11 protein-coding genes are annotated in these 11,911 nt (G+C 66.7%); 3 read left to right on the forward strand and 8 right to left on the reverse strand.

Going from position 1 to position 11,911, the window contains the following annotated elements; genetic code table 11:
- Positions 1 to 145 precede the first annotated feature (145 nt).
- The gene (gene ffh, locus QZ189_RS08685) at positions 146 to 1,621 is read right to left on the reverse strand and encodes a signal recognition particle protein (protein ID WP_296418450.1); all 1,476 of its coding nucleotides are present in this window, start codon (positions 1,619 to 1,621) and stop codon (positions 146 to 148) included.
- Positions 1,622 to 1,681: 60 nt separating this feature from the next.
- Positions 1,682 to 3,658, reverse strand: coding sequence for an IMS domain-containing protein (locus QZ189_RS08690; RefSeq protein ID WP_296421547.1), 1,977 nt, complete (start codon positions 3,656 to 3,658; stop codon positions 1,682 to 1,684).
- 141 nt (positions 3,659 to 3,799) lie between these two features.
- Between QZ189_RS08690 and pdhA the strand changes: the two genes are divergently transcribed.
- A complete protein-coding gene (gene pdhA / locus QZ189_RS08695; protein ID WP_247477270.1) occupies positions 3,800 to 4,909 on the forward strand; it encodes a pyruvate dehydrogenase (acetyl-transferring) E1 component subunit alpha in 1,110 nt (369 codons plus the stop codon).
- A gap of 9 nt (positions 4,910 to 4,918) precedes the next feature.
- On the opposite strand, the gene QZ189_RS08700 is transcribed toward pdhA, so the two are convergent.
- Entirely contained in the window at positions 4,919 to 5,833 is a 915-nt protein-coding gene (locus QZ189_RS08700; RefSeq protein WP_247477271.1) for a histone deacetylase, read from the reverse strand.
- A 9-nt stretch (positions 5,834 to 5,842) separates the two neighbouring features.
- Positions 5,843 to 6,013 (reverse strand): hypothetical protein, encoded by a 171-nt coding sequence (locus tag QZ189_RS08705; RefSeq protein WP_010315618.1) that lies wholly within the window; start codon positions 6,011 to 6,013, stop codon positions 5,843 to 5,845.
- A 70-nt stretch (positions 6,014 to 6,083) separates the two neighbouring features.
- Between QZ189_RS08705 and QZ189_RS08710 the strand changes: the two genes are divergently transcribed.
- Complete coding sequence (locus tag QZ189_RS08710; protein ID WP_010315619.1) at positions 6,084 to 6,311, forward strand: hypothetical protein; 228 nt, start codon at positions 6,084 to 6,086, stop codon at positions 6,309 to 6,311.
- Here the strand turns inward: QZ189_RS08710 and QZ189_RS08715 are convergent.
- Together QZ189_RS08715 and QZ189_RS08720 are read right to left on the reverse strand one after the other, a co-directional pair.
- The gene (locus QZ189_RS08715) at positions 6,308 to 7,237 is read right to left on the reverse strand and encodes an RNA polymerase sigma factor, RpoD/SigA family (RefSeq protein ID WP_247477277.1); all 930 of its coding nucleotides are present in this window, start codon (positions 7,235 to 7,237) and stop codon (positions 6,308 to 6,310) included. The genes QZ189_RS08710 and QZ189_RS08715 overlap by 4 nt on opposite strands.
- Positions 7,238 to 7,348: 111 nt before the next feature.
- Positions 7,349 to 8,962, reverse strand: coding sequence for an NAD(P)H-hydrate dehydratase (locus tag QZ189_RS08720; protein WP_296421548.1), 1,614 nt, complete (start codon positions 8,960 to 8,962; stop codon positions 7,349 to 7,351).
- 94 nt (positions 8,963 to 9,056) lie between these two features.
- On the opposite strand from QZ189_RS08720, the gene mnmA reads away from it, so the two are divergent.
- Positions 9,057 to 10,208: a tRNA 2-thiouridine(34) synthase MnmA gene (gene mnmA / locus QZ189_RS08725; protein ID WP_296421549.1), complete on the forward strand. Its 1,152-nt coding sequence runs from the start codon at positions 9,057 to 9,059 to the stop codon at positions 10,206 to 10,208.
- Here mnmA and QZ189_RS08730 read toward each other — a convergent pair.
- The gene (locus tag QZ189_RS08730) at positions 10,199 to 10,438 is read right to left on the reverse strand and encodes a 2Fe-2S iron-sulfur cluster-binding protein (RefSeq protein WP_296416585.1); all 240 of its coding nucleotides are present in this window, start codon (positions 10,436 to 10,438) and stop codon (positions 10,199 to 10,201) included. The two genes, mnmA and QZ189_RS08730, sit on opposite strands and share 10 nt — an antisense overlap.
- Positions 10,435 to 11,895, reverse strand: a complete 1,461-nt coding sequence (locus QZ189_RS08735; protein WP_296421550.1) for a cobyric acid synthase — start codon at positions 11,893 to 11,895, stop codon at positions 10,435 to 10,437. The genes QZ189_RS08730 and QZ189_RS08735 overlap by 4 nt, the downstream gene beginning before the upstream one ends.
- Positions 11,896 to 11,911 lie beyond the last annotated feature (16 nt).

Genomic DNA, 11,911 nt, shown 5'->3' on the forward strand with positions numbered 1-11,911 from the left:
AGGCGGAAGCTCGCTTCCCGCTTCTTACCGAACCGCTTCAGGCGGAGCTTGATCATTGTGGCCTTGCCTTGCTGACTGGATAAACGCGCGTTGATTCCCCAGGGAATCGGGCGCAAACGACAACAATACTCTCTGGGGTGACCCCCTAGAGCTCGCCGAAGCCTTTGCGCTTCTTGGCGGGTTTGGGGGCCTTGGGCATCCCGCCGCCACCGCGGCCACCCATTCCACCCATGCCGGGCATTCCGCCCATTCCAGGCATCCCGGGCATTCCGCCCATGCCTGGCATTCCAGGCATCCCCGGCATGCCGGGCATTCCGCCACCGCGGGTCATCTGCTGCATGAAGCCCCGCATCTGCTGGAAGTTCTGCAGCACCTTGTCCACATCCGCGGGGGTGTGGCCACTGCCGCTGGCGATCCGGCGCCGGCGGGAGGGATTGGCGGCCAGCAGGTCGGGGTCGCAGCGCTCGGCCTCGGTCATGGAGCCAACCATCGCTTCGATCTTCTTGAGCTGCTCTTCGCCCTGCTTGAGCATCCCGTCGTCGATCTTGTTCATCCCCGGGATCATTTTCATGAGGCCGCCCAGGGAGCCCATGCGCTTGATCAGGCGCATCTGCTTGATGAAGTCCGAGAAGTCGAAGGTGGCTTCCTGGAGCTTCTGCTGCATCTTGGCCACGTCGGCCAGCTCGACCTCCTTCTGGGCCTTCTCCACCAGGGTGAGGACATCGCCCATGCCGAGGATGCGGCTGGCCATCCGCTCGGGGTGGAAGGGCTGGAGTGCCTCGACCTTTTCGCCGGTGCCGATGAATTTGATCGGTGCGCCGCTGACCTTGCGGATCGAGAGGGCCGCCCCGCCGCGGGAGTCGCCGTCGAGCTTGGTCAGCACCGCACCGGTGATGCCCACCTGATCGTGGAAGGCCCGGGTGAGTTCGGCGGCCTCCTGGCCGATCATCGAATCCACCACCAGCAGCACCTCATCGGGCTGGACGGCTTCGCGGATCCGCACCATCTCCTCCATCATCGAGGTGTCGATCTGGAGGCGGCCGGCGGTGTCCACCAGGACGGTGTCGAAGCCTTCGGCCTTGGCCTTCTCGATGCCGGCGGCGGCGATGGCTTCCGGTTTGGCGTCGGTGCCGAGGCTGAAGACCTCAACGCCGATCTGGCCGCCCAGGGTTTTGAGCTGCTCGATGGCCGCGGGCCGGTAGACGTCGGCCCCCACCAGCAGCGCCCTGCGTCCTTTTTCTTTGAGGTGCAGGCCGAGCTTGGCGGTGGCGGTGGTTTTACCGGCGCCCTGCAGGCCCGCCATCAGCACCACCGCCGGGGCGCCCTCTTTGCCGGCAGGGGCCAGGGGTGCGTTCTCGCCGCCCATGGTCTCCACGAGTTGCTCGTGAACGACCTGAATGAATTTCTGGTCGGGGCTAATGCCCCGCACCACCTCTTCCCCTAGGGCCTTCTTGCGGACCTCTTCGACGAAGTCCTTGACCACCGGAAGGCTGACGTCGGCCTCCAGCAGGGCCCGGCGCACGTCCTTGAGAGCACCGTCGATGTTGCCCTCGTTGATGGCCCCCTGACCGCGCAGGTTCTTGACGGCATCTTCAAACCGTTGGGAGAGCTCGTCGAACATGGGGGCGCCTGTGATCGAGTGATCGTAAAAAGCGACCGTCTCGGCAGCGGGTCGGGCGCGTCAGTTCTTGGCGGTGGGCTTGTAGGCCACGAGCTGCCAGCTGCCGTTCCTGCGGCCAAAGATGTAGGTGTTGCGCAGGGTCATCTCAGGAGTCCTGCTGAGGACCTGACCGGTGCTGCTCTTGCGTTCATCGCTGTAGGTCAGTGCCACCTGAGCGGCGATGCGGACGGGGGAGCGGTCGCTGACCTTGAAGCCGGTGATGGTGGTCTTGACGGTTTCAGTGGCCCCGCGCTGGCGGTTGGCCTGGCTTTGGCGCTGCAGACGCTGGATTTGATCGCTGCTGGCTAGATCAGCCAGGGATTCGCTGGGGGCTCCACCGGCGAGCACCGCGGCTTTTTCCGTCAACCAGGCCTCCAGTAGGCCCTGCAGTTGGCCGGCACTGGGGTCGGGCGCCTTGAGCGGGAAGGGGGCTTCGAGCGGCGCTGGTGCTGGGGTTTCGGGTTGAACCAGGGCGCTGCTGGCGGCCGTTTCCACCTCACTGACCCGTGGTTTCAGGGCCATCCAGCCGCCGAAGCCAAGGACGAGGGCAGCGACGGCCGCACCGACCGGCAACCCCCAGCTAGGGAGTGCCTGCAGCCGTTCGTTCAGGCCGCCGAGTTGGGGCCATTGGAGATCGGAGAACCTCCAGCGGGGGCCATCCCAGAGCTCGTCATCGTCGTCCTCGCTCTCCTGCTCCAGCGACTCAAAGCTGCTGGGGCTATCGGAGCTGCCTGAAAGGTCGAAGCTCGGCCAATCGCCAAAGGGGCTGCTGGTCTCGGCGGCGGTTGGTGCCTCGAGGCTGGTCTTGGCACTGAACTGGCGGCCGCGGATGCGGTCCTGTTGATCGATGTAGGCCTGGACATCCCGGTCAGCGAACCAGGCATCGAGGTTGGCGTCGACGTCGATGTCGCGGAATCCCTCGAGCACCTCGCGGGTGAGCCAGTCACGGCAGTAGGCGCAGAGGCGGGCCAGGGGGTCGTCCCCCTGTTCCAGGGCCCACTGCTTCAGGGCGGCATCCGCCCCGAGATCAAAGAGGCGCTCCGCTTCGTCTACCTGACCGAGCAGCAGTTGCTGGCAGGAGAGGAAGACCTCAATGCCCGGCTGGCCGCTGTTCTTCAGGCGTTCGTAGGCCTCGAGAATCCGCTCGGGCTTGCGCTGGGAGAAGCCCGAGGCCGTGAGGGCAAAACTGGCGAGGAAGTCAGCGGTGGCTGAGCCGGCATCGCCCCAGCGGCTGAACAGTTCCACCTGCTCCTGGGCCGTCAGGAACTGACGGATCTGCTTGAAGAACGGCTGGAACTCGCTTTGGGGGAAGGTCAGATCGGCGTGGCCCTCGAGACCGCCCCGTTGCTGCACCAGCTGCTCCAGCAGGGCAATCCCCTGTTGGCGCGAGCCGCTGGCGGAGAGATCGCGGCTGATCAGATCCAGCACCCGGTAGGGGAGGAGTTCCTTGAGGTCCTGCTCGAGCTTGCGGCGCTGTTCGGCCTGTTGGCCCATGCGTTGCAGCAGCTGCAGACCCTGCTGCAGGGTCAGGGCGGCCGCCTCATAGCGGCGTTGGTCGCGGTAATCCCGGGCGGTTCCCTGGCAGGCCAAGCCAGCCAACAGGGTCAGATCGGCTTCGCGGCTGCTGCCCAGGGCGGGTGCTTGGGGTGGTTGCAGGCCGCGGGCGGCACTGTCGAAGGCCTCCTGGGCTTGGCCGGCCTCCATTAAGAGGAGAAGACCGCCGACCTCACGGGAGGGCGGAATCTCCAGGGCGGCGATGGAACCGTTGGCGTTGTCCGCAATGGCCGTCAGTTCCCGCTCATAGGCCTGGCGGCGGGTTTCGTCACTCAGCAGGTCGGCGCTGGCTTCCAGCAGCTCGGCCCGGGCCTGGAGAGTGTCTTGGGTGAAGCCTTGGTCTGGCGCGCGATCAAGACGCTGCTGCAGGGTTCGCAGCACGCTCTGCCGGTCGGAGCTGGCATTCACGCCGAGTAGGCGGAAGTGGTCGATCGGCAGTTCCAAATTGAGCTCGGATTGGCGGGCGCTAATCGGACGTGACTGTAGGCAGAGTCTTCGGTTTTGGCCGTCCTTCGTGCACCTTTTGGAGATGGACCCCGTACAGTCAGGCCAGCATCAGAGTCCCCGGAGAGCAGGACCTCAGCCATGACACAGGCCGATCTTGGACAGGGCGTCGCCACCAGTGGTGCTCCCTCCTGCTCCGCCGATGTCAATCAGGTCGGCCTGCATGCCGAGCGGCTGATGAATCTCTATCCCTCGACGCCGGCGACGGTGACCCGGGATGAGGGGTTGATGCTCTACCGCGACATGACTCTCGGTCGGCGCTTCGAAGACAAGTGCGCCGAGATGTACTACCGCGGCAAGATGTTTGGCTTCGTTCACCTCTACAACGGCCAGGAGGCCGTGAGCACGGGGGTGATCAAGGCGATGAAGATGCAGCACGACTGGTTCTGCAGCACCTACCGCGATCACGTGCATGCCCTGAGCTGCGGCGTGCCGGCCCGCGAGGTGATGAGCGAGTTGTTCGGCAAGGAGACCGGCTGCAGCAAGGGCCGCGGCGGCTCGATGCACCTGTTCTCCAAGGAGCACCACCTGCTGGGTGGCTATGCCTTCATTGGTGAGGGCATTCCCGTGGCCCTCGGGGCCGCCTTCACCAGCCGCTACAAGCGCGATGCCCTGGGCGATTCCAGCAGCGATGCGGTGACCGCGGCCTTCTTTGGCGATGGCACCTGCAACATCGGCCAGTTCTACGAGTGCTTGAACATGGCGGCGCTCTGGAAGCTGCCGATCCTGTTTGTGGTCGAGAACAACAAGTGGGCCATTGGTATGGACCACAACCGCGCCACCAGTGATCCCGAGATCTGGCGCAAGGCCGCAGCCTTCGGCATGGCCGGTGAAGAGGTGGACGGCATGGATGTCCTGGCCGTTCGCGGTGCTGCCCAGCGTGCGATTGAACGGGCCCGGGCTGGCGAGGGCCCCACGGTGCTGGAGTGCCTGACCTACCGCTTCCGCGGCCACTCCCTGGCGGACCCCGACGAGTTGCGGGCTGAGGCCGAGAAGGAGTTCTGGGCCCAGCGGGACCCGATCAAGCGCTTGGCAGCGCACCTGATCGAGCACAACCTGGCGACCACCGAGGAGCTCAAGGGGATCGAGAAGGAGATCGACGCCGAGGTGGCCGATTGCGTGGAGTTCGCCCTGTCGGCCCCTGAACCCAAGCCCGAGGAACTGACCCGCTACATCTGGGCGGAAGACTGAGCGGCAGCCCTAGAGCCCGTGCAAGCGGGCTTGCTCGCTGGCGGCGCGAAAGACCAGGCCGTGGCGCAGCACCAGCGGCGTGAGCGCGTCGTAGCCGCCGCCGATCACCGTCGCGACTGGGATGTTGCGGCGCAGGCAGCTGTCCAGGACGAGGCGGTCGCGGTTGAGTAGGCCCTGATCCGTGAGGTTCAGCCGACCGAGTCGGTCCTCCCGGTGGGGATCGACGCCGGCGTTGTAGAGCACCAGATCCGGTTGCTCTTGATCCAGGAGGGTTGGGATGAGATCGCCGATTGACTCCAGATAGGCGTCATCCCCCAGACCATCGTCGAGGGCGAGGTCGACGTCGCTCTGTTGTTTGCGCAGGGGGAAGTTGCTGCCGCAGTGGACCGAGAGGGTGAAGACCCGCGGTTCATCGCGGAAGATCGACGCGGTGGCATCCCCTTGATGCACATCCAGATCGATGATCATCAGGCGCTGGACCTGGCCTTCTGCCAGCAGGACCTGGGCGGCGACGGCGAAGTCGTTAAAGATGCAAAAGCCGCTGCCGTGGTCGGGGTAGGCGTGGTGGGTTCCCCCGGCGAGGTGGCAGGCGACGCCGTGTTGGAGGGCCAGGCGGGCGGTCAGGAGCGACCCTCCCACCGCCAGCCAGGTGCGCTGCACCAAGGGGGTTGTGGCTGGCAGGCCGATCCGGCGCTGCTCCGCGGGCAGCAGCTCCCCGCGGGCGAAGGCCTGGTGGTAGCGGCGGCTGTGGATCAGCTCCAGTGAGCGCCGCGGCACCGGAAGGGGGGTATGGATCTGCTCCTCCCTCGCCAGGCCCTGCTCCTCGAGCAGGGCACGCAGGAGCTTGAACTTCGCCATCGGGAAGCGATGGCTACTGGGCAGGGGGGCCGAGTAGGCCGGGTGGTAGACGAGCGGCAGGCGCACCGGGGGTGATCAGTCCTCGTCGCCGTCGAACTCTTCGTCGAAGAGGGACTCCCGCAGCAGGCGATCCACCAGCAGCCCCATGTCATCGAGCTGCAGTTGCTGCATCAAGAGCTCGAGCTCCTTGATCACCGGCTCCGAGAGCCGCAGGGTGACCGGAAGGCTGTCCTCTCCGCCGAGCATTGCGGGTAAGCGTTGGTGCGCGAAGTCTGGCGGAAACCGGGCTACAAAGGAGTGCAATCAAGGGATCTCGATGGCTCCGGTTTGGCTGGTGATCTTGTTTTGGTCCGGATCCGTCCACGGCGGCACGGCGATGCAATCCCTGCCGATGAAGACCTTCGCGGATTGTCAGAAGTCCCGCGACATGCTGATGGCCCAGCTCAAGACCAGCCCCGTGAGCAAGAGCAAGGCCCTCAATAGCTTCTGTATTTCCGGCTCGGAGCTGCCGGCAGCGCCAGCCCCGGCAGCGACGGAGTCCTAGATGGCGGTGGGCAGGCGGCGGGTGAGGTGACGCAGCTTGCGTAGGGCCTTGAGCTCGACCTGACGCACCCGCTCGCGGGAGACCTCGAGCATGCGGCCGATTTCAGCGAGGGTGTGGCGCTCCTCCCCTTCCAGGCCAAAGCGCAGCTCGAGCACCTGACGCTCCTGGTCGGTGAGGTGGCTGAGCCAGCGTCCCAGCTGCTCTTGATGGATGCCGCGCTCGACCTGATCGAGGGGCTCGCTGTTGCTCTGATCGGCAATGAGATCGCCGAGGAAGCTGCGCCCTTCTTCTCCGTTCACCGGGGCATCCAGGCTGGAGGTGGTGAGGGCCTGGCGCAGCAGGGAATCCAGCTCATCGAGGGGCATGTCCATCTCTTCCGCAATTTCCTTGCGGCTGGGCATGGCACCGAGCTTGTGGGCCAGCTCAAGGCTGACCTTGCGGATGGCGGTGAGGCGCTCGGAGAGGTGCACCGGCAGGCGGATGGTGCGCGACTGACAGGCGATCGCCCGGGTCATGCTCTGGCGAATCCACCAGAAGGCATAGGTCGAGAACTTGTAGCCGCGGGTGGGGTCGAATTTCTCCACGGCGCGCTCGAGGCCCAGGGAGCCCTCCTGGATCAGATCGAGCAGTTCCAGGCCCTTGCCTTGGTATTTCTTGGCGACGCTGACCACCAGGCGCAGGTTGGCTTTCATCATGCGCTCTTTGGAGCGCTTGCCCACACGCATGATCTTCTTTTCATGCGTTGTATAGGCCTCGCCTTTGTCTTCTTCGGCAAGCCGCATCATCGCTTGCACTTGATTGCCGAGTTCGATTTCTTCCGCGGGCGTCAGCAGGGGCACCCGACCAATGGTTGAGAGGTACCAACTAATCGGATCGCTGCTGCGGCGCCGACTGCTGCTGGTGTTGGAGCTGGTGGCGGCTGCCATGGAGGCTCCTGTTGAAAGGTGGGAAGAATCTCCTATGGCTTTTTTAAAAAGTGCTGGGATTTCAGTAACGCTTCAGCTTTGAGATACGAAAGATCACAACACTTTTGAGACTCAGGTGCACAACTGGCCGCTGCGGATTCTGTTAACAATCCCTGACGTCGTTTTTCTCTCCATCGCGGCCAACATTTCGGCAATCTGATGCGGTGTAGCAGCGCCGATGCCGTGCAGCGTGCTGACTTGCAGCCCGGCGCTGGCGTGGGCCAGGGCTGCCAGGGCGAGCAAGGAACCACTGCAGCCGGCGCCGCTGGCCTGCGCGAGGGCACCCAGTCCTCCGGCGTAGCCCGCCAGGACATCGCCCAGGCCTGCGCGGGCGGCATGGCTGCTGGCGCTCCTGAGCTGCCAGCGCTCTCCGCTGGGATCCGCAATGACGCTGCGGGCCCCCTTGAGCAGCACGGAGCAGCCGCTCTGCTGGGCCGCCGCCGCGCAGGCCTCCAGCGGCGGTAGGCCGGCGAGATCGGGGAAGAGGCGCTGAAATTCGCCGGGATGGGGGGTGAGCCAGCTGGGGCCCGAGCGGCCCCGCAGCCAGGGAAGGGCGGCGCGCTGGGCGAGGCGGTTGAGGCCATCGGCATCGAGGACCAGTAGGCCAGGGAAGGCCTGCAGCGTCTCCCAGATCGCTGCATCGTCTGCCGTGTTGCCGATGCCCGGGCCGAGGACCAGGGCATCGAGCCGCTCCAGGGCTGAGGGGGCGAGCGCGCTGAGATCCAGGGACCCATCGCCGCGGCTGGGCAGCCGGGCTGAGAGCACCGCATGGGGCAGCTGGCTCCAGAGCTGATCGGCGACGGCCTCGGGGACGGCGGCCCGCAGGCTGCCGAGGCCACTGGCGCTGGCCCCCAGCAGAGCGAGCAGGGCGGCACCGCGGTAGGCGTCGCTGCCGGCGACGACCAGCAGGCGCCCCCGTTGGTATTTCGAGGCCGCGGCAGCGGGCGTGGGCCAGGGGGCGCCATCGAGGTCGCTGGGGCTCAGGCCCCGGGGCTGCTGCGCGGGCAGTTGCTCCAGCAGGGCAGCGGGAAGCCCCAGGTCGATGCGCTCGAGTGCTCCGGTCCAGGCCAGGGCGCTGTCTTGGATGAGCCCCTGTTTGATCAGGCCGATGCTCAGGGTCCGCCCGGCGGTGGCGGCGGTCTGACCCAGGGGCAGGCCGCGATCGGCGCAGAGGCCCGTGGGGCCGTCGATGGCGATCAGCCGCTGGGGTTGGTGCCGTTGGCGCTGCGCCAGCAGGGACTCCAGGGCCTCTCCCGGGGGCCGGCTTTGGCCGATGCCAAAGAGCGCATCGATCCAGAGGGCCGGATCACTGGGGTCGGGCGGGCTGCCCAGCTGGGGAATCCCCAGCCAGAGGGCCTGGCGCAGGTGGTTCTCGGTGAGGGGCTTGCGCCGTTCAAAGGGAGACCAGAGCCGTACGGGGATGCCGGCGAGCTGCAGCTCGCGGGCGATGACCAGGCCATCGCCGCCGTTGTGGCCGGGGCCGACCAGCACCAGCGCCCCTCGCGCTTGAAGCTCTGGCCAGAGATCGGGTTCCTGCAGCCGCCGGCTGATGGCCAGGGCGGCCTTCTCCATCAGCGCCTCCACCGGCAGGCCGTTCTCGAAGAGCACCTGCTCGAGTCCGGCCATCTGCTGGCCGCTGACCAGCAGGTGCTCGGCGTCGCGTGGGGGCCAACAGGACGAGGCCAAAACAGCACTGACGGCGTCAGTTCCATGATGGAGAGAACAGCCACCGTTGGCATTGGCGCGCTTCTCCGCTGTTCCCGTTGCATCTGAGGCCTCCGTGGCGGCAACGGAGGCGGGGGCACTGGCGATTGAGCGGCTGCGCCAGTGGCCGGGGGAGCACCGGGTGGCCGTGGGGCTGTCCGGCGGGGTGGACAGCTCCCTGACGGCGGCCCTGCTGGTGGAGGCCGGCTGGGAGGTGGAGGGGCTGACCCTCTGGCTGATGAGCGGGAAGGGCGCCTGCTGCGCCGAGGGTCTCGTGGATGCCGCTGGGGTCTGCGAGCAGCTGGAGGTGCCCCACCACGTGGTGGATTTCCGCGAGCACTTCAAGGAGCAGATCGTTGATTTCCTGGTGCAGGGCTACGAGGCGGGTGTGACCCCGCTGCCCTGCTCGCGCTGCAACCGGGAGGTGAAGTTCGGGCCGATGTTGCGCTGGGCCAAGGAGGAGCGGAAGATCGATCGGATCGCCACGGGGCACTACGCCCGGGTGCGCCACGGCGATCAGAGCGAGAACGGTCGCCATCAGCTGCTGCGCGGCTTGGACGAGCGCAAGGACCAGAGTTATTTCCTCTATGACCTGCCCCAGGAGGCCCTGGGTCGGTTGGTGTTTCCCCTGGGCGAGCTGACCAAGCCCGACACCCGCCTGGAGGCGGATCGTCATGGGCTGCGCACGGCCCAGAAGCCCGAGAGCCAGGACCTCTGCCTGGCGGACCACCACGGTTCGATGAAGGCCTTCTTGGATGCCTACCTGCCGCCACGCCCGGGGCAGATCGTGCTGGCCGATGGCCAGGTGGTGGGCGAGCACGACGGCATCGAGCACTTCACGATTGGCCAGCGCAAGGGCCTGGGGGTGGCCTGGAGTGAGCCGCTGCATGTGGTCCGCCTGGATGGCGCGATGAACCAGGTGGTGGTGGCCCCCCGCCGGGATGCGGCCCGCGGCGAGGCCGTGGTGGGCGCGGTCAATTGGGTCTCCATCGCGCCACCCACCGAGCCGCTCGATGTGGAGGTGCAGGTGCGTTACCGCAGTGGACCCCAGCAGGCCCGACTGATTCCCCTGCCGGAGACCGATTCCGACCGCGCGGCCGACCGACCGCACCGCTGCCGCCTGGAGTTCGCCGAGGAGCAGTTCTCGATCACCCCGGGCCAGGCGGCGGTGTTCTACGCCGGCGAGATGGTGCTGGGGGGTGGCTTAATTCAGCGCGATCACCAGTAGGGATCACTCGCCAGCTCCACGCTCAGCTCACCGCTTTTACTGGCGGGAACGGTGGCGATGCAGGCCCGGATGGTCTTGCCGTTGACATCGATTTCGCAGGCGCCGCAACTGCCGCCGAGGCAGCCCGTGGGGATTGAGAAACCGGCCTCGCGCGCAGCCTGCAGCCAATCCTTCCCCGCACTGCAGCGGGTCTGCTGTCCATTGGGCCACTGGATCAGGACGTCCTTCATGGCTTGAGCAGGGGCTCCAGGTTGACGTGTTGCTCGAAGGCATCGGCGAGGCGATCGAGCAGTGCCTCCCGCTGACGGCTGTGGTGAGGTTGGCGTTCGCTAAGCAATGGCAACCCCTTACGCGCCCTGAGCTGGTTGAGCCAGCGCCGGCGCCAGGGGCCACTCTCAAAGACACCATGGAGATAGGTGCCGGCGATACGGCCTGAGACCCATCCCAGGGACTCATTCTCCGCCAGGGTCTCGCACGCTTCGATCGCCTTGGTGGCTCCCCGGTGCAGTTCAAAGCCCTCCAGTAGCGCAGGCTCTGATCCTTGGGGCCATCGCGCCGGACTGCTGCATTGCCGCAGCGCCTTGACCTCTCCAAAGACCGTGCGTAGCGGCAGGAGCCCTAGGCCGCCGTGGCTCGAGCCGGCGCCCCCTTCGAGGCCCTGGGGATCGTGGAGTTCGCGCCCCAGCAGTTGCATGCCGCCGCAGATGCCCAGCACGGCTCCGCCCTGGGAGGCATAGGCCGAGAGTTGCTCTCCCAGGCCACTGACCTGTAGGGCCGCCAGATCCCGCAGGGTTTGTTTGCTGCCGGGCACCACCACGGCATCAGGGCGCCCCAGCTCCTGGCCCGGAGCAATCCAGTTGAGCTGCACCGTGGGCTCGGCCTCGAGGGGATCGAGATCGGAGAAGTTGCTCAGGGAGGGCAGCTTGAGCACAGCGATCTCCAGCTCGGCCCCGCGTTTGCGCCCGCGGCGCTCCAGCAGATCGAGGGAGTCCTCCGGCGGGAAGAGTTCATCCAGCCAGGGCATGACGCCGAGTACGGGGATGCCGGTGTTGGCCTCGAGCCAGCGGCGGCCCTCATCAAAGAGTTCGCGGCGCCCGCGGAAGCGGTTGATCAGTAGACCTCGAATCAGCGGCCGCTCGACCGGACGCAGCAGCGCCAGGGTGCCGACCAACTGGGCAAAGACGCCGCCCCGCTCGATGTCGGCCACCAGCAGGCAGTTGGCCCGCAGGTACTGGGCCAGGCGCAGGTTGGTCAGGTCCCGTGGTTGCAGGTTGACCTCGACCGGACTGCCGGCTCCCTCCAGCACCAGCCGCCCGCCGGGGTGACTCGCCTTGAGGTCGCTAAGGCCCTGGCGAATGGCGGCCCAGCCGGGGCGGAACCAATCGCGGTAGTAGTGCTCGGCGCGGCAGCTGCCGACCGACTGCCCCAGGTGGATGACCTCACTGGTGCTGTCCCCCTGGGGCTTGAGCAGTACGGGGTTCATGGCACAGGCGGGCTCCAGTCCAGCCGCCCAGGACTGCAGGGCCTGGGAGTAGGCCATCTCGCCGCCGGCCTGATCCACCCAGGCGTTGTTGCTCATGTTCTGCCCCTTGAAGGGCAGGGGCGTCTCCCCCCGGCGCCGCAGCACCCGGCAGAGGGCGGCCGTCATCAGGGACTTGCCGGCACCGCTGCTGGTGCCCAGCACCATCAAGGGGGTGGGGTTG

Source organism: Vulcanococcus sp. CPBay_Sum15L08_68, assembly GCF_017855895.1.
Taxonomy (GTDB): Bacteria; Cyanobacteriota; Cyanobacteriia; order PCC-6307; family Cyanobiaceae; genus Vulcanococcus.